Origin of the sequence: Psychrobacter sp. AOP5-GZ1-6 (genome assembly GCF_052376345.1) — a bacterium.
In the GTDB taxonomy this organism is placed as follows: Bacteria; Pseudomonadota; Gammaproteobacteria; order Pseudomonadales; family Moraxellaceae; genus Psychrobacter.
Genome location: NZ_JBQSVP010000019.1, coordinates 15,225 through 39,336 on the forward strand (window position 1 = coordinate 15,225; position 24,112 = coordinate 39,336).

At 42.5% G+C, this 24,112-nt stretch carries 19 protein-coding genes; 13 read left to right on the forward strand and 6 right to left on the reverse strand.

Annotation, left to right across the window (positions count from 1 at the left end; genetic code table 11):
• Positions 1 to 7 precede the first annotated feature (7 nt).
• The 3 genes from ACT3RN_RS04355 to ACT3RN_RS04365 all read right to left on the reverse strand — a co-directional run bounded on the left by ACT3RN_RS04355 (position 8) and on the right by ACT3RN_RS04365 (position 2,507).
• Positions 8 to 667, reverse strand: a complete 660-nt coding sequence (locus ACT3RN_RS04355) for an OB-fold-containig protein (RefSeq protein ID WP_192518247.1) — start codon at positions 665 to 667, stop codon at positions 8 to 10.
• A 110-nt stretch (positions 668 to 777) separates the two neighbouring features.
• Positions 778 to 1,773: a PD40 domain-containing protein gene (locus ACT3RN_RS04360; protein WP_192991694.1), complete on the reverse strand. Its 996-nt coding sequence runs from the start codon at positions 1,771 to 1,773 to the stop codon at positions 778 to 780.
• Between the two features lie 248 nt (positions 1,774 to 2,021).
• Positions 2,022 to 2,507 (reverse strand): META domain-containing protein, encoded by a 486-nt coding sequence (locus ACT3RN_RS04365; RefSeq protein WP_192991693.1) that lies wholly within the window; start codon positions 2,505 to 2,507, stop codon positions 2,022 to 2,024.
• A 425-nt stretch (positions 2,508 to 2,932) separates the two neighbouring features.
• On the opposite strand from ACT3RN_RS04365, the gene map reads away from it, so the two are divergent.
• Both map and glnD read left to right on the forward strand, forming a co-directional pair.
• Complete coding sequence (gene map, locus ACT3RN_RS04370; protein ID WP_413038420.1) at positions 2,933 to 3,724, forward strand: type I methionyl aminopeptidase; 792 nt, start codon at positions 2,933 to 2,935, stop codon at positions 3,722 to 3,724.
• Between the two features lie 163 nt (positions 3,725 to 3,887).
• Positions 3,888 to 6,635, forward strand: coding sequence for a [protein-PII] uridylyltransferase (glnD, locus tag ACT3RN_RS04375; RefSeq protein WP_442062031.1), 2,748 nt, complete (start codon positions 3,888 to 3,890; stop codon positions 6,633 to 6,635).
• A gap of 141 nt (positions 6,636 to 6,776) precedes the next feature.
• On the opposite strand, the gene ACT3RN_RS04380 is transcribed toward glnD, so the two are convergent.
• Positions 6,777 to 7,448 carry a hypothetical protein gene (locus ACT3RN_RS04380; protein ID WP_192518242.1) on the reverse strand — a complete coding sequence of 224 codons (672 nt, stop codon included), beginning with the start codon at positions 7,446 to 7,448 and terminating at the stop codon, positions 6,777 to 6,779.
• Positions 7,449 to 7,604: 156 nt separating this feature from the next.
• Here ACT3RN_RS04380 and dapC point away from each other — a divergent pair, with 156 nt between their 5' ends.
• From dapC to ACT3RN_RS04420, 8 genes are all read left to right on the forward strand, one after another.
• On the forward strand, positions 7,605 to 8,837 hold the full coding sequence (dapC, locus tag ACT3RN_RS04385) for a succinyldiaminopimelate transaminase (RefSeq protein WP_192991691.1): 1,233 nt from the start codon (positions 7,605 to 7,607) through the stop codon (positions 8,835 to 8,837).
• 165 nt (positions 8,838 to 9,002) lie between these two features.
• Entirely contained in the window at positions 9,003 to 10,973 is a 1,971-nt protein-coding gene (locus ACT3RN_RS04390) for a DUF294 nucleotidyltransferase-like domain-containing protein (RefSeq protein WP_442062034.1), read from the forward strand.
• A gap of 17 nt (positions 10,974 to 10,990) precedes the next feature.
• The gene (locus tag ACT3RN_RS04395) at positions 10,991 to 11,596 is read left to right on the forward strand and encodes a 3'-5' exonuclease (RefSeq protein WP_192518239.1); all 606 of its coding nucleotides are present in this window, start codon (positions 10,991 to 10,993) and stop codon (positions 11,594 to 11,596) included.
• Between the two features lie 108 nt (positions 11,597 to 11,704).
• The gene (locus tag ACT3RN_RS04400; RefSeq protein WP_442062037.1) at positions 11,705 to 13,693 is read left to right on the forward strand and encodes a D-alanyl-D-alanine carboxypeptidase/D-alanyl-D-alanine-endopeptidase; all 1,989 of its coding nucleotides are present in this window, start codon (positions 11,705 to 11,707) and stop codon (positions 13,691 to 13,693) included.
• A gap of 283 nt (positions 13,694 to 13,976) precedes the next feature.
• Complete coding sequence (locus ACT3RN_RS04405) at positions 13,977 to 14,459, forward strand: ABZJ_00895 family protein (protein ID WP_192518237.1); 483 nt, start codon at positions 13,977 to 13,979, stop codon at positions 14,457 to 14,459.
• 79 nt (positions 14,460 to 14,538) lie between these two features.
• Positions 14,539 to 15,087 (forward strand): DUF421 domain-containing protein, encoded by a 549-nt coding sequence (locus ACT3RN_RS04410; protein WP_192991687.1) that lies wholly within the window; start codon positions 14,539 to 14,541, stop codon positions 15,085 to 15,087.
• Between the two features lie 86 nt (positions 15,088 to 15,173).
• Positions 15,174 to 15,662, forward strand: coding sequence for a 23S rRNA (pseudouridine(1915)-N(3))-methyltransferase RlmH (gene rlmH / locus ACT3RN_RS04415; RefSeq protein WP_192991686.1), 489 nt, complete (start codon positions 15,174 to 15,176; stop codon positions 15,660 to 15,662).
• Positions 15,663 to 15,783: 121 nt separating this feature from the next.
• The gene (locus tag ACT3RN_RS04420; RefSeq protein WP_192518234.1) at positions 15,784 to 16,662 is read left to right on the forward strand and encodes a DODA-type extradiol aromatic ring-opening family dioxygenase; all 879 of its coding nucleotides are present in this window, start codon (positions 15,784 to 15,786) and stop codon (positions 16,660 to 16,662) included.
• A gap of 472 nt (positions 16,663 to 17,134) precedes the next feature.
• On the opposite strand, the gene ACT3RN_RS04425 is transcribed toward ACT3RN_RS04420, so the two are convergent.
• Positions 17,135 to 20,458 carry a DNA translocase FtsK 4TM domain-containing protein gene (locus ACT3RN_RS04425; protein WP_192518233.1) on the reverse strand — a complete coding sequence of 1,108 codons (3,324 nt, stop codon included), beginning with the start codon at positions 20,456 to 20,458 and terminating at the stop codon, positions 17,135 to 17,137.
• Positions 20,459 to 21,198: 740 nt separating this feature from the next.
• On the opposite strand from ACT3RN_RS04425, the gene trxB reads away from it, so the two are divergent.
• The 3 genes from trxB to ACT3RN_RS04440 are packed head-to-tail and all read left to right on the forward strand — an operon-like array spanning position 21,199 to position 23,457.
• On the forward strand, positions 21,199 to 22,221 hold the full coding sequence (gene trxB, locus ACT3RN_RS04430) for a thioredoxin-disulfide reductase (protein ID WP_192518232.1): 1,023 nt from the start codon (positions 21,199 to 21,201) through the stop codon (positions 22,219 to 22,221).
• The gene (gene aat / locus ACT3RN_RS04435) at positions 22,222 to 23,019 is read left to right on the forward strand and encodes a leucyl/phenylalanyl-tRNA--protein transferase (protein WP_442072932.1); all 798 of its coding nucleotides are present in this window, start codon (positions 22,222 to 22,224) and stop codon (positions 23,017 to 23,019) included.
• A gap of 48 nt (positions 23,020 to 23,067) precedes the next feature.
• Positions 23,068 to 23,457, forward strand: coding sequence for a MerR family transcriptional regulator (locus ACT3RN_RS04440; protein ID WP_444518508.1), 390 nt, complete (start codon positions 23,068 to 23,070; stop codon positions 23,455 to 23,457).
• A gap of 66 nt (positions 23,458 to 23,523) precedes the next feature.
• On the opposite strand, the gene rimI is transcribed toward ACT3RN_RS04440, so the two are convergent.
• Positions 23,524 to 24,000: a ribosomal protein S18-alanine N-acetyltransferase gene (rimI, locus tag ACT3RN_RS04445; RefSeq protein ID WP_442072931.1), complete on the reverse strand. Its 477-nt coding sequence runs from the start codon at positions 23,998 to 24,000 to the stop codon at positions 23,524 to 23,526.
• Positions 24,001 to 24,112: the final 112 nt, after the last annotated feature.

Genomic DNA, 24,112 nt, shown 5'->3' on the forward strand with positions numbered 1-24,112 from the left:
AATAGCTTTACAATGCTTCTTTATCTTCCACAACAGCAACTCGATAAGTATTGGCATCTGTTAAATACTCAACCAACATCACTTTATCTCCTTGCTTGAGTAAATTATCATCGATATCTGAGCGTATCTTTAGTATCAACCCTGCACCGCCATCATTAAGCTCTGCTTCGCCATGCTTATGTGTCACGCTAAGTGTGCGTACCACAGCAATTTTACCTATATTGCTAGAAGCATTACGTTTAGGAATTCTGGCAATGTTTTTGCGAATGGGTGAAATAATGAGACCTGTTAACCACATAGATACCACCAAGACAAGAACAAATGCACCAGTGCCAAAGACGTAATACCAAAGACCAGAATCAAAATTTTGGTGTAAAAAACTGGTGTATAAATAGCTTAACAACCAACCAATCAAACTGATTAAACTAAGAATAATGATGAGAGGTACGCCATACAAACCAAATTTGAGTAAAAGTCCAGAGACAAAACCCGATGAAGTTAAGTCACCACCGTCTCCAGTTGCATCACCTATATCGACTGTATCCATATCTGCCATACCTAGTAAGGAAACTATCCAATACAAGGTCACAAACATCACCAATCCAGTAAAAATCACCGTAGGGTATAGACTGATGTTAGTAATGAATACTAAAAACGACTCTTGCATTACACGCTTTCTCCTTTTATATACCTATAACCTAGGTTTTCAGAATCAACTTATGTTTCTTTATTAATAATTATATAGATATCTCACTATATAATATATAGATTTCGTCATTATCGGCCCCAAACGGGAGAGCGAATGACCCCGCCAGCCTCACTACTAATCGTAAAATTGGTGTTACCCGTTAGTGATTGAATAACCAAATTCCCCATATTAATAGAGCCTTGATTACTCACTACAGAAGCGCTCATCGGATAGACTGCATACTGTCCAGATGGTGACAATCGTGCAGGCTCATCGAGTCCTGTTTCTGCTAGAAATAGTATCTGCCCTGTAGCCAATGTCATAATTGCAGCTTTACTGCCATCAAGATAAGCCAATTGCTGCCCATCTAAGCTGAGCTGAGGACTGGCAGCATAACTGCCTGTAGACAAGCGCTCGGCTTTGCCACCATCGAAACGGTATCGATAGATGCTTGGGCGTCCAGCACGAACTTTATCACTGGTATACACGAAGCTTTTGCCATCTGGCGCATAACTTGGCTGGACTTCTGTACTCGGCAATGTCGTTAACTGTTTGGTATTACCATCACTCAATTGTCTCTCATAAATATCTGAGTTGCCACCAACGCTGGAACTATAGAGTAGCTTTTGACCATCAGGTGAGAATGACGCAGACAAGTTGCTGCCTTCCGCATCCACCACTAGGCTGTTAGTTTTACTCTTTTTGTCATAAATATAGGGGTATTGGCGAGCGGCTTGTTTACTATACGCAAGCATTTGACCATCAGCCGACCACGCAGGCGCATAGATATAACCATTTAGCTGATCAATCAATTGACGGTCGCTGCCATCAGGACGGATACTATAGAGTGTCGATATTTTTGCAGCGCCCATGCCATGCTCTTCTATATAAGCAATACGTCCTTGGCGATCTATCGCTGGCATTTTAGCGGTTAGTGGATTACTCGCCGTCATATCTACAGATGTTTTCGATACGGTGCTTGGCAATGTCTGACAACCCACTAAAACACTAGTCGCAGCAATGATAACTGTGCTACTTATCGTATGCAGGTTTATCGTTGGTTTTGATACAAAAGCTTTTAGCATAAGGCAAGTCCAATAGTCGTTCATAGATAGATTTGTTATAAATAAACACTGATAAGTTATCGATAGCTACGCTACACGATAGTGTTTAGATATAAACAGTTACACTAGTGTAACGTACATTTAACTTTGATTTTAGACAAAAAAAGCCCCACTATTCGTGAGGCTTTTTTAAACAGATATATCGTGTTAAAAAATGATTTTTAGATAATGCTCGTTGTACCCAAATTACCTATAGTGAATAGGTAGGTTTATTTAGAAACGGCTTTAAAGTGCGCAACTTGGCTGTCGTTCTTAATGGTCAGAATAGGTGTATTATTAACATTATTATTAATACTATACTTGCCATCTACAGTCGCTAAAGCTGCCGCATCAAAACTGGCCTGAGGCTCAGGGCATGCCATCATTGTACTCATGCCTTGAGTGAAGTTTACCTCACCATCTGTCACACTATACCCTGCACCCATGCTGTTACAAGTGTTTATAAACGCAACTCGATTGTTACCTTCGACGGTCATAAATTTTAAAGTAAGAGGTTTACTCTCATCAATAAACAAAGAATTTATACGTTCACCATTAGTATCCTTAGCATCGACCAGTTGCCAATCGTTGGCTTGCAAAAGGTTTGATGTGACTGGTTGAGTGACTGGTGCGGTAATACTTGTGGTCTGGCAACCAGCAGCCAGTGTGCCTATAGCCAGTGTTGCCGCCATCATCATGCTAGTTGTGTTCTTCATATAAACTCCTATAGTGATTTTATTCAAAAGATTAAAAAACAATATTACGTACGCTCAGTGAGCGTTATTGTTAGAGCGTGTTTGATATTCAACCATAGCACTGACAACGACTATTGCTGCATGTTCAACACGCTTTATTATAATGGACTTATTGCTTTATTCATTGACCAAAATAATGTAGACCATTATGCATAACGAATACCTGATTGTCGTTATAGATTGAGTATATGATTGCAACAATCATCAGTTCAGTATTGCTTGATAGCTTTTTGCTAACCTAGCTTGCCAGACATAGCGCGAGCTGCTCACTTTTTAAAAGCAGGTAGATAAGCGGTTAGACTTGCCAACCAATCTTCCAAAACAGTCATTGATGCATTTATGCTATAATTCACCCTATTCATTCCATAACTATAAGTACGATTATGATGACTAAAAAATCCCTTATCCAATCTCCAGAAGCCATAGAAAAAATGCGTGTCGCCGGCAAGCTTGCCAGTGATTTGTTGGTTATGTTAGACGAACACGTAAAAGTAGGTGTTAGCACCGAAGCGTTAAACCAAATTGCTCATGACTATATTGTCAATGTACAAGACGCTATCCCTGCACCACTCAACTATAATGGTTTCCCAAAATCAATCTGCACCTCGGTCAACCACGTGGTTTGTCATGGTATTCCAAGTGAGAAAAAACTGCTAAAAGATGGCGATATTATCAATATCGATGTGACCGTAATTAAAGACGGCTATTATGGCGATACCTCAAAAATGTGGATCGTTGGCAATGGCTCTATTATGGCCAAGCGTATCTGCAAAGTGGCACAAGATGCCCTCTATGCAGGTATGAGCGTCGTCAAAGACGGTGCACGTTTGGGTGATATTGGCGCTGCAATTCAAGAAGTGGTCGAGCCTGAGCGCTTCAGTATCGTACGTGAATTCTGTGGTCACGGTATTAGTAATGAATTCCATCACGAACCACAAGTCATGCACTATGGCAAAAAAGGCACTGGCTTTGAGCTAAAAACGGGCATGACATTCACCATCGAGCCTATGATTAATGAAGGTAAGTGGCAGACCAAAATCTTACCGGATGAATGGACGGCAATTACCAAAGACCGTAAGCTATCTGCTCAGTGGGAGCACACGATGGTCGTCACAGATAATGGCTGTGAAGTATTTACTGTTCGCCCTGAAGAAGATTTAAGCTTTTTAACTCAGTAATATAATAAAAGATCGCCTAGGCGGTCTTTTTTTTGCACTATAATCAAGATAAATTAAGTATTATGCTTACTGATCTTTATAATTCTGATAACCATGTCCTTCAAATAACAAAACAACCTTAAGCTCAAACAGCTGCCTTTAAACTCTTAATTGGATAACACTTATGTTTAATTGTGATATCACTTCTATTGACCTAACGTCCCTACCTTTGCTACCTGATGATGCAGCAACAGATACATCAGTATCAACGGATAACGACGCGGCCGAAAAATGGCTACTGGAGATCCCTAAATGGTTAACGCAAATTAATGAAGACATCAATCGAGCACTTGAGCGTGGTGTCAATATTCGTCAATTGGTTGAGGTTCGTTCCTGTGCCATCGACGAGTTACTGATTGCTTTATTTAAATTTTTTGAGTTAGATAAAACTGACTTGGCTTTCTTTGCCACTGGTGGGTATGGGCGTGGCGAGTTATCGCTGTATTCAGACATCGATATTTTACTGCTATCTCCTGATGAAATTGACACTGATACTAGTGGAAAGATTGATCGTTTGGTAGCGTTACTATGGGACATAGGATTGGACCCTGCACTTTCTGTGCGTACGATTGAAGATGCCTTAGAAGCAGCACTTGATCACACCATTGCCAGTGCTCAGTTAGAAGCTCGACTGTTGATTGGTAATGAAGACTTGCAAGATGTTCCAGTAAAAATTGTCAACGAGCAGTGGTCACCGCGGCAGTTTTTTGAAGTAAAAATCGAAGAAAGTAAGGTACGCCACTTACAGCACAATGCCACAGAATACAATCTTGAGCCAAATATCAAGACAGCTCCTGGTGGTTTACGCGATATTCATGTCATCGGCTGGGTGACCAAACGTTACTTTCGAGTGGGCAAACTGTACGACTTGGTACAGCAAAACTTTTTGACCGAAAAAGAGTTTGATGAGCTGAGTTTTGCAGAAGGATATCTATGGCAAATACGTCATTATTTACACGTATTGACCGGTCGTAACGAAAACAAGTTACTGTTTGATTATCAGCGTGAGATTGCTCAATTGATGGGCTATGAGACGCAGCCAGATGATGAACCTAATGCTGCAGTAGAACGCTTTATGCGTGATTACTATCGCTGTGCCATGCAGATATCAACACTATCCGAGATGCTGATCAATCATTATTACGAAACGATTATAGAACCAAGACTGACTGATGATGAGAGTCCCAAAAAACAGCCCATCAACGCACGCTTTAACCAAATAGGTGATCAAATATCGATGGCGCATCATCGCGTCTTTGCTCAGCACCCTGACGCTATTTTAGAGATGTTTTTATTGATGGGTCAGCACAATATTAAAAACGTCCGCACCCATACCCTACGCGCGCTAAAAATTGCTGCACGCGGTATCGATCAAGTTTACCGTGACAATCCCGCTCACCAAGCGCTGTTTTTAGCCAACCTAAAAGAACAAAACTACCTGTTTCATCGCCTGCGTACGATGAATCGATATGGCGTCTTGGGTAACTATATTCCTGCGTTTTCACAAGTAACGGGGCTGATGCAGTATGACTTATTTCATCGCTATACCGTTGATGCACATACCTTATTTTTGATTCGCATCCTCCATCGTTTCACTGACCCACGGTTTTATGAAGACTTCCCGTTGGTCAGCTCTATCTTTCAACGCATCGAACGAAAAGAAATCTTGGTACTGGCAGCAATGTTCCATGACATTGCTAAAGGTCGTGGTGGTAATCATAGCGAGCTTGGGCAAACCGAAGCCATTGAGTTTTGCTTGACGCATGGCATGAGTTTGGCGGATGCTAATTTGGTTGGCTGGCTGACACGTTACCATTTATTAATGTCGATGACCGCTCAGAAAAAAGACATATCAGACCCAGAGATTGTGACTATATTTTCAGACCTAGTGGGCAATGTCACCCATCTCAATCATCTATACGTGCTAACCGTCGCTGACATGAACGCCACCAATCCACAATTATGGAACAGTTGGCGCGCCACGCTAATGAAACAACTATACTCACAGACTCGTCGTATTTTGCGTGCTGATATTGATGCACCGACCAACCGCCAAGATATGATCAGTGCCACACGTAAACAAGCCTTAACCATGCTAGATAATGTGAACAATCGGCACATGAATCGCGATGAAGTATTGAGGCTATGGGACGATTTGGGTGATGAATATTTCTTGCGTGAGATCGCTGAGGATATTTTATGGCATACCGAGGCTATCTTGAATCACCCCCCTATTGGACTTGCATCCAATACAGATAGTCCACCGCTAGTCGTACTACGTGAGCATAGAGAGCTGGCACTTGATGCCGTTCAAGTATTTGTTTACACCCAAGATCAAGAAAACTTATTTGCGGTTACCATGGCAGTGTTCGATCAGATGAATCTGGATGTCTTGGACGCACGAATCATCACTGCTACCCGTGATTTTGCGTTGGACTCTTATGTGCTACTAGATCCGAACGGTACACTATTAATTGACGAAGACAGCCAAAAGGATCTCAAGCAGCGTTTGATTAGTGCCTTTAAAGATCCAACAGTATTAAAAATTACAAACAAGCGGATTCCACGTCAGCTTCGAAACTTTGAGGTAACCACAGTTATCAATTTTGAGTTCAATGAAGCCTCAGATCAACACGTCATGAGCTTAGAAACGCTTGATCAGCCTGGGCTATTGGCACGAGTTGGACAAGTGTTTTTGGAAGAGAAAATTGAGGTACATGCTGCCCGTATTACCACCTTAGGCGAGCGTGCAGAAGATATGTTTTATATCAGTGATCATAACGATAAGCCGCTATCTACTGACCGACTTGACTCTCTGAAAGCAGCACTGCTTACCAGTCTCAGTGTGCAGAAAGACTGTCCTCTCTATTAGGTATCATTCAAGAGTTAATAAAAAACATAATAAAAAAGCATGACATTGATAAAACGATCAATGCCATGCTTTTTTCTGTCTAGTTTTTTTAATATCTAATCTTTTTAACATCTAAGGCGCACCTCAGAGCAAAGCTAATTCCTATAAAGTGCTTTTATATATAATCTCACTAGCATGTTCATTAAGTTCATCATCAGCGAGGTCTGGCGGCAGAACCTCTGCCTCAGTCTGTTTTTGCGTCAGCATTATACGCCCAGTATCGACCTCTCTTTGTAACAGACAATGTAAACTGGCCAAATGAAAGCTTTGATCAAAATACTCATACAGCTGTCTTAAGGAGATAGGTGAATTGGCATGTACGTCTGGATAAAGACTGTCTTCTGCCAAGATAATCATCTCATTCAGCGCTTCTTCACGTTGCAACTCATCTTTATCAATCTTGCGTTGCAAAATATTAGCCATGCGACCTTTTAGTGACAGCATGACAATAAAAATCACTGTCTGTATGGCAAACAAAGCAACATACTGCCATACAGGCAGCATGATGCCCAACAACTTACTAAGCAGCATCAATAACATCGCCACGATGACATAGCTGACCAACTGCCATAAGAACCACATCATCAAGCTATTTTCACCGTACCAAAACAGTTTTTTCTCTTTACGGCTAGTGAGCTGCTGCCGCGCTTGCCACCAACATTGTTCGCGCTGTTTTAATAGCTCATATAGCTTATCTCGCGATAAGTTATCGTCAGAATTTTTATCGTTGATATCTTTAGCGTTTGGACTATCGGGTTGTGTAACACCAGGCATATCAAATTGTCCTTACCATAAACTATCATCAAGGCTGACAGCGGCTTATTGTACTGTTATAAGAAAAAGACAAAAAACAAGAGAAGTGCTACACTGCTTGAATGTAATTTTTCTTTATAACTTTATTATTAATTGTCTATTATAGTTACCCTACTTATGAATCACAACTTAACGTACCTGCATCCTTACCCTTTCGCAAAAATGGCAGCGTTACTTGCCAATAGCACGCCAGCCGATAGCTACAGTGAAATCAAACTAGGCATTGGCGAACCAAAACATGAGCCACCAGCATTTGTACTGGACGTACTACACGAAAATTTGGACAAAATAAGTCGTTATCCAACCACCAACGGTATGTTTGAACTGCGTCAGACCATCGCTCATTGGCTGGAAAAGCGGTTTTTTTTGAATCATGTCGATGCCAATACCGAAGTATTACCGGTAATGGGCACGCGTGAGGCTATTTTTAGCTTGGTACAAGCAGTTGTCGATCATAAAGTCATCGACACAGCAAACCATTCGTTATCTGTATCAGGTAAGCCTCCTGTAGTTGTGATGCCCAATCCGTTTTATCAAATCTATGAAGGCGCAGCGATACTGGCACAAGCAGCGCCATACTTTGTACCCTGCGCATTAGATAATGATTTTAAAGGAGATTACCGAGCAGTACCCAAAGAAGTGTGGGAGCGTACGCAGCTATTATTCGTTTGTAGTCCTAACAATCCAACTGGCTCTGTCATGACAATGGATGATTGGGAGTATCTGATTCGTCTGTCAGATCAATATGACTTTATCATTGCCAGCGATGAATGTTATAGCGAGCTTTATTTTGATAGCGCCCCTATCGGTCTATTACAGGCCTGCGCAATACTTGGTCGCCACACCTTTAAAAACTGTATCGTCTTTCATTCTTTGTCCAAACGCTCAAACCTACCAGGTTTGCGGTCTGGATTTATAGCAGGTGATGCCGATATTTTACAGGCTTATTTGCAATATCGTACCTATCAAGGCTGTGCGATGCCGATACCGCATCAACTGGCTTCTATCGCTGCTTGGCAAGATGAAAAACATGTGGCAAATAATCGCTCACTCTATCAAGAAAAGTTTGCCTTATGGATGTCTGAGCTTGGTGAGCTATTAGAGTTACGGATGCCTGATGCAGGATTTTATTTTTGGATAAAAGCGCCTGAGCAGTTCAATGGTGATGATGAGCTGTTTGTCAAAGCGCTATATGAGCAGGCAAATATTCATGCATTAGCAGGACGCTATCTCTCACGTGAAGTAAATAGCAGCAACCCTGGGCAAGGATATGTGCGTATTGCTTTGGTCGCTAGTGTCGAAGAAAGCCGTGAAGCGATAAGCCGTATTCGAAAATTGCTTGGTGCATAGTTAAATTCGCGATATCAACATCCTTACTTGACACAATAATTGTGCTATTTACCTGCAATAACCATAATATAAATGTGGTTATTGCAGGTTTTTTATGTGAATGATGCTATAGTAATGATCTATAAGTAATTACCTATAGTCCAATATGCCATCAAGGATGATGCCATGCCCCATCTTGATTTTACCCAGCCGCCCTTTGATGTACTCAGTTTAGCTGAACGCCAAAGTATCAGGAAAAACACGCAAATACGCTATCTTGCTAAAGATGAAAGCTTGCTTGCAGAAGACTTACAGTACCTTTATGTAGTCATTAAAGGACAGGTTGAGCAATTACTCGACGGTGAGTTTGTCGTCTCTTATTTAGGTAGCAATCATTCTGATCACCTTAACAACAATGATTGGTTCGATAGCCGTCGCCAGCCTGAGTCACTGACTGATAACACTCTCACCAAAGAGGCTACAGGGCTTGCAAATAAAGCTAAAACTTATCAATTTCGAGCTACCGAAGACACTCTACTGCTTCAAGTGGCTGGTAGCACTGTTGACAAAATCAGTGCTCAAAATCATCTAGTTCGCCAAATGCTATCAGACAAGCTTCCTGAGCGACTCAAAGCACTACAACAGCGCCGTCACAACACAGGAACTGACCCAACCATCTATACCAATCAACAAGAAGTGCAGCAAATCATGCTGCAACCAGTGATTGATGTCCGTTTACTTCCAGTACATATCGTTGATGCCAATAATAGCCTGTATGACGCTGCTAGCGTTATGACCCAAATAGGAATAAAGCACGTACTGGTAAGACCATCGACTTATGTACAAACGATAAAAGAAGATGTACAAGAGACATCATACGGTATAGGTCATCTACTAGGTATTTTAACCGATACCGATATTTGCCGCGCCGTGAGTGAGCAAAAAAACCCTGCCACGACGTCATGTCAAGATTATGCCAACTTTAACCTGCGTACCATCAAGTCTGATGATGAGATTGGCGATGCGCTACTAACCATGACTCGTTATCGTATCCATAGACTGCCTGTGCTAGATGACCAAGGTAAGGTTATAGGTATCCTTGGGCAAAGCGACATGCTCGCTCATATCAGCCATCATTCACAGCTCATTAGTATTCAAATTGAACAAGCAAAAGATCTGACGAGCCTAGATACCGCAGTCGAACTTATCGGTCGTTATATTCGTGCACAGCATCAAAATGGCGTCAAAATCGGTAACATCAGCCGCATGGTACAGACGCTCAATGCACAAGTATTTACCAAGCTTTGGCAACTTATCGTACCTGATGAGGTCATGGTCAATACTTGCCTCATCGTCATGGGCTCAGAAGGTCGTGGTGAGCAGATCATGCGTACTGATCAAGACAATGCACTCATCATACGTGACGGATACACACATGATGACTTGGCACAGTTTGCCGACTCCTTTAATCATCATTTGGCAAACCTTGGTTATCCACTGTGTGATGGCAACATCATGATGACCAACCCTATATGGCGACAACCGCTAAAAGCATTTAATACCCAAATCAACTCATGGTTTAGAAATACCGAACCAATGCATGGCATTTATTTATCCGCCATCCTCGATGCTGAATACGTCTGCGGTGATGAATCATTATTGACTCAAATACGCCAACATCTAAAAGTAGCCCACCGACAGTCAGACCCTATGTTTGTACGTCAGTTCGCACGCGCCGCGCTACAGTTCGGTGACGTAAACCAATGGTGGCAAAAGTTTGTCCCACTACTGGGTAATAAGTCAAACTCGCAAGATATTGATCTAAAAAAAGCCGGTATCTTTCCATTGGTTCACGGTATTCGCACCTTAGCATTAGAAAATGATATTTTGGAAGTGCCCAGTAGTAAAAACCGGCTCAAAGCCTTGGTGCAAACTCAAGCCTTGACCCAAGAGCGTGCCGACACTTTATTAGAAGCATTAGAGTTTTTTATGGCGCAGCGCTTATCAGTTGCGCTCTCTACTGACGATAAGTATGCTCGGCAAGTAAATCCAATGACGTTAACTGCGCTTGAGCGTGACTTGCTAAAAGAGTGTCTAGCTGTGGTAAAAAGCTTTAAAGCTCAGCTCCGCCAGCACTATCAATTAGAGATTTCATAAATGGATGAACAACCACTATGAGTTGGCTACAGCAGTTGTCTTGCACTTGGCAAAAGACTCAACTACAACGTCCAGAACTGGCATCGATGTTTAGCCAACCTATGCCTGAGCAGTGGGTCGCTATTGACTGCGAGATGACTGGACTTAATCCTAAAAAACACCATTTGTTATCGGTTGCGGCTATTCATATCAATGGTAATACGATCGATACAGGCAATGGTCTGCATTTAGTCTGCAGACCACCTGTGATGCCAGACCGCGATACGATTATAATTCACGGTTTACGTACCGCTGATGTTGAACATGGTATGAGCTATGAGGAGATGTTAGCGCTATTGCTACCATTTATAAACAACCGCCCTATAGTAGGTTTCTGCCCGCAAATTGACACTGCTTTTTTAAACCCACTGGTTAAAAAGTATATGGGCTCGACACTACCAAACAAAATCATAGACATACGCCATCTGTACAGTCGGCGCAGGAGTGGTCATACTCAGGGTCTCTCTAACCAATCACAGCACCTAACCAATATCTTAGCTCATTACAATATTCCTGAACTGGGTGCTCATGATGCTTATAACGATGCCATTATGACCGCAATGGCGTTTTTGCACGTACGCTAAGCGCGCTGTTTGACGACAAAATCAAACTTTTAACATGCTTCTGCATCTACGAGAAAGCCTTAACTCATGTTAGTATAGTCGGCTTTTACCACTTACTAAAAGATGCTCATGCGACCTACTTCTGAACGCTCTCGTTATTCTGCTATTGCCACTAAAATTTCACCAATGCTTCATCATCTACGACCGTTCAGTCAAGCTAGTAAGTCATTGGCCGTGCTGGCCTTAACAGTAACGCCACTATATGCGCAAGCAACACTACCAGAAGCGGTTCAGGCAGCATTAACGCGCGCCAATTTAACAGAATCTGACATCAGCATGGTCATCACCCCAGTTGGCGATAAAAATAACAGCCACTTGCCTACGCCTATTCAAGTAATTGATAGCAGCCAACAAGCTGTGGCTAATAGTGCACAAAACCATACTGATGACAACCAGCCAAACGCTCAACAAGACAATCATCAAAACAGTAATAAAAACAACAGCATTCCCCAACAAAGTACCTTAGTTACCATTGAGCGCCAAACTATTGAGCAGCATGAAAAAGAAATACATGCCTATACCGATGATGCTTACACCTACCAAAGCGTAGAAAGTATTCCCGATGTGCTCGACGACCAACAAGCCAACGCTACTATCAACCAACATAAAAATCGCGACGCAAACGATAAAAATACCAATACTGGTTCTACTCATATCTCGTTTTCGCCATTAATTAGCCACCAACCAAACACGGCGCGCACACCTGCCAGCACCATGAAACTGCTACCGACCTTTATTGCGTTAGATACCTTAGGCACTGATTTTGTTTGGCTCACTCGGGTATACCATACTGGTATTATTGTGGGCGACCGCCTATACGGCGACTTGGTGATTCAGGGCAGTGGCGACCCAAAAATGACGCATGAGCGCTTACAACAGCTGCTTTATCATGTGCAACAAGCAGGTATTAAACACATTGATGGTAATATTGTTATTGACAGCGCAGTTTTTGAACAAGTGAGTAAAGACCCTGCCGCATTTGATAATGCGCCGCTACGCCCTTATAACGCTAGCCCAGATGGCTTTTTGGTCAACTTTAGCAGCATCGGTATTAAAAGTCAGCCGTTAAACAATGGGCAAGCGCAATTAACCTATACGCCGAAATTGGCCGACTATCAGCTACCAAGTGTTGTCAATACTCGTGCAGGGGCCTGTGCGTCAGCCAATTACAGCTTGAACCCGCAGTGGCAAGCCAATCAGCTTCAGATAAATTCTGAGCTGCCTAGCAGTTGCGGCGAGCACGTTTTTTATATTGCTTATCCCGATGCCAAAGATTTTGCTGCCCACGTACTGGCAGATAAATGGTATGCACTAGGTAATACGCTAAGCGGTCAAATTATCAGCCAAGAACGCCCTTACAACACCCTGACCAATACCCATAAAGCAGGCAGTCTAGCCGCATTACCACTGTCGCCTTTGCCCATTGTCAGCTATCCATCACTCACATTGGCACAGCAAATTTATGACATCAACCACTTTTCAAATAATGTCATGGCCGAACAAGTGGCATTGTCTATTGGGGCGTATGCAGCCATCTCTGCTAGCCAAGCAGCTTCTACTAATGCAGCTACACCCATGACTATATCGGGCACAACCAGCCTATATGACTTTGGCAGCTCGCATCACACCAACTACCCAACAACGCTACAAACCATTAATCAGTGGTGGCAGACACACTTAAAAACACCGCCGCCATATCTCACCAATGGTTCTGGCTTGTGCCGCACCTGTACCGTGAGTGCCGCCAATCTAAGTGAGTTGTTAGGCTATGCGTACGACAGCCCAAGCTTTGATGCGTATGTGGACTCTTTGGGGATAGCAGGCGTTAGTGGCACCATTGCCACCCATAGCAAACGGTTACCTGAATCAGCCGCTATTGGACGCGCGTGGATTAAAACCGGCACCTTAAACAATGTCACCTCAATGGCCGGCTATGTAAAAGGGCAATCAGGGCAAGATTATACCGTGGTCGGACTGATTAATACCGATCAGGCGCTCAATGTATATGCGGCTAGAACTGTATTAGATGCCATGTTAGATTGGACAGCACAGCAATAAAACAGCACCTGTATAATAGAAACGTGTCATCAATGAACACCTTGATATAGTCAGTCCTAAATAAAACAGATACAAATGTAACCATGCGATACAGGTATACATTTTCCTTGCTTGCTGTGCCTGCGCAGACAGAGGCTACGCAAAATGCACCCAGTATCGCTGTGTTTATTTTATAGTGGATCGACTATACATTCAGTATCTTAAAATGGCTAACTATGATGACACGCCCATACCATAATAATTTATCCACCCTTTATTTTTTTACATTAATATAGGCTATTTTATGCCACACGCTACCGACAATTTACGTAAGAAAAGTAAACCGCCAGCACGGCTACCGTCAGCATTTAAGCTACCAATGTATATGGGGTTTTTTGTCATTGGTTACATTTTAGCCAACGCTATTTTTATGGTCGTCCAAACCAAGCTAACGCTCAGCCCATACGTTGTGATGACGGTAGCAGTACTGGTTGGCGCTTATATTGCGGCGCACAAATTCATCAAACATCAACAGCGCACGCTCACCATCAGTGAGATGAACCGCTTGACCATTGGTAGCGTGGCCGCCATGTGGTTGTTAAATGCATTGTATATGTTAGGGTTGTGGCTGTTTTTGTTTACACCAGTTAGCCGCGAAGTATTAACAGATATGGCCACACAGCAGCCCTTGCCATTACTTGGTGCACTGCTTATGATGATAGTGCTGACCTTGGTTAGCACACGTTTAGGATTGTGGGCTTTCAATCATTTCTTAGCACCCAAATAAATACAGTACTGCCAACAAAGCGCTTGGCGAGGTTTGCACCTTAAAAACTTGGCATTCAAGATAATGAGGAGTCAACACGATGGACATTGTTTTTTTTGATAGTATCGACAAACTTGGGCGTATTGTATTCACCGCCGTCATGGTTTATGTGCTCATCGTGATTACCACCAAAATTTCTGGCAAACGCTCAACCTCTCAGCTAAATAATTTTGATTGGATTGTGACGGTGATGATTGGCTCACTGGGAGCCAGCACTATTTTGCTAAAAGAGATCCCTTTTGTAGAAGGTGCAGCCTCAATTATCACGCTATATGTTTTACAGTTTTTGGTCACCAAATACGCCTCTATCTCAACGCCCTTTAGTAACTTTATCTTATCTGAACCCCGTATCGTCTTTTATCAAGGACAGTTTTTACCAGATGCAATGCGAGAGGAGCGACTAACTCATCAAGAGCTCGAATGCTCAATGCGTTCTGAAGGGATTAATAGTTTCGATGATGTTGAAGCCATTGTTTTTGAATCTGATGCAAAGCTTACTGTTATTCCAAAGCCAAACCAAGCGGATAAGAGCGGCGATGATCGAAGCGCAAACAATCACATATCAGAAACCATTAGCCCTCTAATGTAAATTGTAGACCGTAAATAACGAACGATACAAACTATTTAGGGTACACCCTAGTAAGCTTGAATTTAATTATCGAGATGGTAAGCACTATGAAAGTAAGGATTTTGACTGTTGGTAATAAAATGCCCAAATGGGTGCAAACAGGTTTTGACGAATACTACAAACGCATTCAACCGATGCTTAGCACAGAAATCGTCGAAATTGCAGCTGCAAAACGGGCAAAAAACCCTTCAGATGCTAATTTGGCACAGTATCGTGAGCAAGAAGGTCAAGCCCTATTAGCCACTCATAATGCATCAAGCCGAGAGCAGTTATGGGTACTAGACGTCAAAGGCAAGATGATATCGACCGAAGGTTTGGCCGATAAATTAGCAGATGGCATGCAGCAAGGCGATGATATTGCCTTAGTCATCGGCGGTGCAGATGGTGTCTCACCAGAAGTATTGGCAAAAGCCGATGCAAAATTATCACTATCCGCCCTAACATTACCGCATCCATTAGTGCGTGTCGTACTCATGGAGCAACTATATCGCGCAATGAGTATCAATAACAATCACCCTTATCATCGTGGAAATTAGGCTTTCACAATCATTAATTAGGGCGTGTTGAAGTAAAAATACTAACTCAAACGTACAATTCTCACCCTTCAACTGGCCAAAGCCGGATTGAAAAACCACTAGCCGCCCTAATAAACGCTACATGACTTATTCAAACGCTCAGACTCTTAAAGCAAGCCATCAGCCAAGCTCGACTGATGCTATAGCCCCCATCAATGCTAAGGCTGCATGGGATGATGTACCCGCTTCACTAAAAAACACCGCTCTTTTACCTGCCTTATTTATCTCACATGGCGCGCCCACATTGGCCCTTGAACAATCAGCCACAACCAGTGCGCTGGCACGTATCGGACAAAACTTACCCAAACCCCGCGCCATCGTGATTATGTCGGCACATTGGCAATCTTCAAAACTGGAGATTAGCAACAACCCACAACCAAAGACTTGGCATGACTTTTCAGGATTTTCGTCTGAGCTTTATGACGTTCAGTATCCTGTTTCAGGTCAGCCAGCGCTGGCGGAGACACTAGCTCAGCAGCTTACGACACGCGGTATTAGTTGCAGTGTCAATCCAGTACGTGCTTGTGACCATGGCGTGTGGGCACCGCTTATACACCTGTATCCAGAAGCAGACATACCGATTGTGCAAATCTCTTTGCCACAGCACTATGACAGCGTTGCCTGTTATCAACTAGGTGCACTGTTGGCGCACCTGCGTGAGGAGCAAATACTTATCATCGGCTCAGGCAGCGTCACACATAACTTGCGAGCTATTCGGTGGCAGTCTGACAGTATCGATCAAGCAGCCAAAACCTTTAAGCAATGGTTGCTTCAACAGCTCAAAACAGATATTCCCACGGCACTCGATTGGCAGCAGTACCCTGACTACAAAGATATTCATCCAAGTGATGAGCACTTGCTCCCGTTGTTTTTTGCATTAGGTACGGGTCAGCGTGTCTCAGTCATTCACCAAAGCATGGCGCATCATAGCTTGGGCATGGACATCTACCGCTTTGATTGAGTATAGGTGTGCTACGGATCGTTTATCGCCATTAATTGATTCAAAAAACTGGGTTATCTTGTGACAACTAAAATAACGGTGATAGATGTTGTCTGTTTTTTAATTGGTAGATATTCATTCAAATCATGTTCAGTGCGCTATACAGGTATTGAGTGGTTGCTATATCCACTGATATTCAGTTTGAACTCTGTATTATAGTCACGCCACTATAAAAGTATTTCAGCGTCTCGCTTGACGTATCACGTATAAATCTACACTCGCCTGCCTTGTACTATTCTTAAATTGAATCGACTATATATAGCGCTATATATACCACGCTATAGTCAAAGTATTTGAAAATCGCTACCGTGCTACTGGGATGAATTTTTCGCAGCCTTTGTAAATACAGTAGGCAAGTAAAGTTTGTACCAGTAGCACGATAATAAGTCGTCTTGGTTTTACTTTTTATTGATCATATAAAGCATATCCATCGCTACATTAGCAGCTCACGTTTGCCACTTTTGCCCATCGAGCTGACCAGTCCTGCCTCCTCCATTGAATCCACAATACGTGCCGCACGGTTGTAGCCAATGCTAAATTTACGCTGAATACTAGAGGCCGAAACCTTACGTGTTTCCATAATAAAGGCTACAGCATCGTTATATAGGTCATCATCTTCACCAGAGGCGTTACCTGAGCTACCACCACTTGGGCTAGACAATTCAAAGTTACCTGCCATGTTGTCGATATAATCAGGAGCACCGCGCTCACGCCATGCATCACAAACACGGTTGACCTCTTCGTCACTAACATAAGCACCATGTACACGATCTGGCTCAATCTGCCCTGGCCCTAGGAACAACATATCACCGTTACCTAGCATATCTTCTGCGCCGCCACTATCCAAAATCGTGCGTGAATCAACTTTTGAGTTTACTCGTAGTGCCGCACGCACAGGGATATTGGCTTTAATTAGACCAGTGATAACATCTACCGACGGACGCTGAGTCGCGAGCATCAAGTGAATACCTGCAGCCCGCGACTTTTGTGCCAAGCGGGTGATAAGCTCTTCAGCTTGTTTACCCACCTGCATAATCATATCGGCAAACTCATCGGCAACAATCACAATCATTGGTAATACTTTGAGCTTGGGTGCTTGGCTAATGCTCACGCTGTCATTAGGCCGCCATAAAGGATCGAGCATTGGATTCCCCGACTCCTCTGCCGCGATGACTTTTTTATTGAACTCATTAAGCTTACGCACTTTAAGCAAACTCATGAGCTGATAGCGGCGCTCCATCTCTGCCACACACCATGATAAAGCACTCGCCGCCTCGGTCATATCGGTTACGACAGGCGTTAACAGATGCGGAATGTCATTATAGTTAGCAAGCTCTAATTGCTTTGGATCAATCAGAATAAGACGCAGCTCATTTGGTGTGTATTTGAGTAGCATGGAAAGCAACATCGAGTTGACCAATACTGACTTACCAGAACCTGTCGTACCAGCAACCAACATATGCGGTGCACGAGCAAGGTCGGTAATGATCGGATTACCACCGATATCTTTACCCATCGCCATACTAATCTGCGCTTTTGGGTCTTTAAACGTTTCGGTATTGAGTAATTCAATCAAACGTACCATTTCACGTTTCTTATTAGGTACTTCAATACCGATATATGGTTTGCCTGGAATCACTTCGACGACACGCAAAGAAGCCATCGATAATGAACGCGCCAAATCACGTGAAATGCCTGTTACTTTACTGGCTTTGACCCCAGCAGCTAACTCCACTTCAAAACGAGTGACGACAGGTCCTGGAATAGCATTAACTACAGAGGCCTTTACATTAAACTCTTGTAGCTTAATTTCTAATAACTCAGACAGTTTTTCCAGCTCAACCACGGTATAGCTAGGCTTACGGTCAGGATCGGGCTTATCCAATATAGACATTTCTGGAATAGGCGTTAGACTGCTGCGATAGGCTGCCGTTTGCATCGAACGTGATTTTTGACTAAAAGCTTCATCATCACTAATATGCGGCATGACTGGTACATTGGTATCGTCATTGTCGCTCTCTGGCATCATATCAGTGATATGATTACTGCTATCACCCTCTGGCACAGCGAAGCTAACAGACGGTTGCGCAGGCGTTTTAGGCTCAGGCACGTTTGAGGCTAGACTGGTTACTTCTACCGTTGGTGCGGCTTTTGGATTGGCAGGAGGCGTATTGGTTGGTGTCATATCTATCGCTGCTGACACAGGATCGCTGACTACTGGTACCGGTTTAGTGATAGGTTTTTCAATCACAGTCGGCGCTATAGCGTTACTAGATACTTCCACTTGGTTATTAGATAATTCATCAAAAGAGGACGGCGTTATACTGGCAGCTGCAGTAGCGTTATTAATCGGAGTCTCACTGGACATATCTCGCTCAGATTCGACAGACGCCTCTTGCACTGGCTGTGCAGCCATATTATCTGATTGCAACGCTGTCATAGACTTATCAACGATAGGCGTTGCATGCTCTGCTAGCCAAGCATCTGCCAATGTATCAATACTCTCTGTTGTTGCTGTTGCTTCTGGCGCCTCAATTGGCGACTGAATCGCTTTTGTCTGCGAACGAATCGTTGGTTGAGCGTCAGATGTTTCTGTGGTTGACATCCTTGTAGAGACTGAATTTGCCATATCTGGCGACTCAGTTTTGCTGTCATTAGGTACCGATATAGCAGAAGCCGAATCGTTCACAATATCAGCGTTATAAGCCATTTGCTCACTGGCCAGCAAGTCATCCACGGTATTGGCATCATTCCAAGCAAAGCTAGGTTCAACTTTACGAACCGGAGTCGGTGCTGCACTTGACGTCGACGATACATTCGTATGGTGAGCCGTATTATCTACAGTACCGCTAGGCATCGATTCTGCCGTCTGAAAATGCTCTCTATTGTCATTACTAGAAGCACTAGACATCGCTGTTTGTGTTGCTGCTACCACAGAGGCTTTCACGCTATCGGCAAGGCCCGATGTCGCTAAGAAATCTGATAAAACGTGACTAAACCGACCACTGTTATCCAGTGATTGAGCACTCTCCGTAGACTGTAATTCAAGTGGCAACTGCTCGTATTCCGCAGTTTCTTTATTAGTCTTCTCATTCTCTTTGCTTTCATTACTTTTCTCAGAGATCATGCCTGCTTGAGATGCTGAGCGAGTATCATTTATGATATCTTTTTGTTTTACTCCTGAGCCAAGCCATGACAACGTTGTAACCTTCTGATAAATCGCAAGCCAATGAATATTAAAGGCAAAGGTAGCGGTAATAACAACGAAAGCAGTCAAGAAAAACACACTCCCCCACTGCGATAAAAGCTGAGCCAAACGTGACTGTAACTCAAGTCCAATAATGCCACCAGCCACACCCTCAAGCTTTGTTACAGTTGCATCAGTTACGTGCTGAACCAAGGCAACCAATTGCGCAAATAAGGCGCTGGCACTTAACAATAAGAAGACATAAGCAATCAAACGCATCAACCAAAATGTTGGCTTATTGTCCCACCAAATAAGGACGGACTCATAAACCAAAAATGCTAACAGCCACCATGCACCAAAACCAAAGAAACTATAGAGCAAATCAGACAACCAAGCACCCGATGCGCCACCCACATTATTAATCGTGGTCATATCACTACTGATATGCGACCAACTAGGATCATTACCTGTATAGGTCATTAAAATGACAAACAGATAAACGGCCAGTATTAACCCAATAAGGGTAAATATTCCTTTTTTTAAATACTCAATAAGCGGTGCTGATATCACGTAAGATCTGCCTTGTTATTAAAGATGGTCGTCAATACATGACTAATCCTAATCATGCTGACATAAAGTGCTGATATAAAATGGTTAGCGAAGTATTACAAAGATATTGATCGTCTTAAAAGCCATAAATAAAAGCTATCGTTAGCAACTGTTTTTGACTCATACCACGCTTGGCATAACTTCTTATAATAACAAATACATAGCCGTAGTGGCGACAGTCTTATCAAGAAAGAGTCCAAGAAAGTCTGTCAATATCGAATTTAAACAAAAAACCATATTTTAGACATACAGCTAACAGAATAATTGCTAGAAATTTTGCAGAAACGCTAGAAATTTGTAGAAACGCTACAAAATATTCATGTTTCATCGCTATAATATTTCAAGGCAAACATGCTTTGATTCTAATGATACCCATCTTTGTTTTAGCAAACTTGCACTTTTCGGCCACTACCCTTATGTTACTATCACACAACAATGATAAAAACTGTATTAGGGCGTGTCTTCAATTTAATCGATAGTCATCTCGATGGGCTAAAAACGGCTAAATCTACCTAAACATCGTCAAATAGCTGGTCAATATTCTATATATTATCAATACTATTTTTCTTGTTTAACGGCAATTTATCTCATTTTTATCACCATTTTTAAAATAAGAACATATCCTAATGACAAACTTTAGAATATTCTGATTATATTGATTCTTCACATTTTCAACTCTTATATTTAGCAAGGAACAACTCATGGCAACTGACAACACCGCTACACGTCACGAAAAACTCATTATTTTAGGCTCAGGTCCTGCTGGTTATGCTGCTGCCGTTTATGCTGCTCGTGCCAACCTAAAACCAGTCATGGTCACTGGCATGGAAGTGGGTGGACAGCTGACAACCACGACTGAAGTTGATAACTGGCCAGGCGACGCCCATGATTTAACGGGTCCTGCATTGATGGAGCGCATGAAAGCACACGCTGAACGCTTCGGTACAGAGTTGGTTTATGACCATATCAATGCGGTGAATTTAAATGTGCGCCCTTTTGAGCTGACCGGCAATAACGGCAGCTATACTTGTGATGCTTTGATTATCTCTACAGGCGCATCTGCGCAGTATCTAGGACTAGAATCAGAAACCAAGTTTAAAGGTTTAGGGGTTTCGGCTTGTGCCACATGTGACGGTTTCTTTTATAAAAACCAAAAAGTCGCTGTCATTGGTGGCGGTAATACTGCCGTTGAAGAAGCTTTATACTTATCTAATATTGCAGCAGAGGTCACACTAGTGCATCGCCGTGACAGCTTACGCTCAGAAAAAATTCTGCAAGACAAACTGTTTGAAAAAGCCAAAAATGGCAATGTTAAAATTGAATGGAACCACTACGTCAAAGAAGTCGTTGGTGATGATTCAGGCGTTAATGGTGTCATTATTGAATCTACTGAAAATGGCAGCACCAAACAATTAGACGTATTTGGTATGTTCGTGGCGATTGGTCATAAGCCCAATACAGACTTATTCAAAGATCAACTAGATATGAAAGATGGCTATTTGGTCGTCCAAAGTGGCCTCGCAGGTAACGCCACTCAAACCAGTATCGAAGGGGTGTTTGCCGCAGGTGACGTCGCTGATCATGTCTACCGTCAAGCTATTACGTCTGCTGGTACCGGTTGTATGGCTGCGCTTGATGCTGAAAAATACTTGGATGCATTAGGAGAGACCATCGCACATGATCATACTTATGCATCAACATCAACTGCTGATAAAGAAGCCTAAATGGTTAATTTCTCGCAACTAAATGATAAAAACATCACACCTGAGACATTAAAAAGTCTTGGGTGTTATGACTTCCCCGATCCTGTTTCTATCGATCCTGAAGGCATAGGAATCATCGCCATAGGTGGTGATTTGGCACCAGAAACGCTCATTTCTGCTTATGCACGAGGGTTATTCCCTTGGTTTAATGAAGACGAGCCGATCGCTTGGTGGTGCCCTGAACCACGATGTGTGATTGTACCAGCCGACTACACACCCAGCAAGTCACTACGCAAGCAAGCCAGTCGCTCACGTTGGCAGTTGACACTCAATCAAGCATTTGATGACGTAATACATGCCTGTAGTTTGCCCCGTAATGACGAGCTACCTGAAGGCGAGCATACTTGGATTCATGATGACATGATCCAAGCCTATGCTGAATTACATACCAAAGGGTTTGCACACAGTATCGAAGTTTGGGATGATAAAGGGCAGCTAATTGGTGGGCTCTATGGCTTAAAGATAGGTAGTCTCTATTTTGGTGAATCAATGTTTCACCGTGCGTCCAATGCTTCAAAACTAGCATTTTGGGGCTTGATGCGCTTATGTGAACAGAGTAACGTAGGGCTTGTCGACTGTCAGCTACCGAACGAACATCTGATGAGCTTAGGTGCTGTCACCTTGCCACGCACTGATTTTTTGACTCAATTAGACAGTTTAATAGCTAGTCATTCAGTCAGATGGCGAAATGATTCGTATAAACCATTGGCAGTATCGTTATTAGACAATACAGAACCTTGGCAGCTCAAGTTACGATGAGCATCATGGCTATTGATCAGCACTTACCTATAGACCTATGAGGCTATTATGGCATCTGATAAATCATTCCTGTTAATTGGCGCACTTGCAAAAAAAGCCAACACCACTAAGGATACCGTTCGCCATTATGATCAGTTGGGTTTGCTAAAATCACGTAAGCGTCAAGCAGGATCTCGATTTTATACCGAATTTCATCCAGAATGTGTAGAACGTATTGAACTAATCAAAAGCTCACAAACGGTAGGTTTTACTCTCAATGAAATTAAAGATGGCTTCAATGATTTTTATACGGGAAAAATGGGACTCGATGAACAGCTAAATTTTCATCAAAACAAACTGGAACAAGTCCAAAAACAACAAGAAAATACTAGCATCATGATTGAGCTATTGACCGAACATATCAAAGAGCTTCAATGTATGCTATCAAACAGTGACTAAAGCTCTCATATCAAAACTAAATAACAAACCTTCTAAAACAATAAAGCTGCCTCAAATCACATACCACTAATGATAAACATGCTGCATGATTAAAGCATCAATTGCTGGCTGATGTGATTGCTGATAATACCCTTTACGTTTATGAATCACAGCAAACCCTTGTTGTTCATATAAGGCTATCGCGGGCATATTATCTGCTCGTACTTCTAACAATAAGCTCTCTACCTGATTATTCATTAATACTGTATTTAAGTTGGCAAAAATTTGCGAGGCAACACCTTGCCGTTGATTATTAGGATGAGTAGCAATACGTAGAATTTCTGCTTGCTCAAATATCACTTGGTATAAGCAGTAACCAACCGTTTCATCACTACCTATAGTGCTTACGACCATCAAACTGATGCTATCTTGTGCAAGCAAATCGTTCAAAGTTTTTTCATTCCACGGCTCTTGCAATTGCACAATAGCTTCAATCATTGCAACTGCTTTAATAACTTCTGCGTGATCATCTGACTCAGATCCTAATATTTTTGTAGTAAACATCAGCTCTCTTTTTCTATAAAAATCGTATTATTGTTGATTTACTTTATGAAAATCGATTAATTATATCAATAAAAAAAGCCACCCTCTAAGAGGATGGCTTTTTACTAATGGT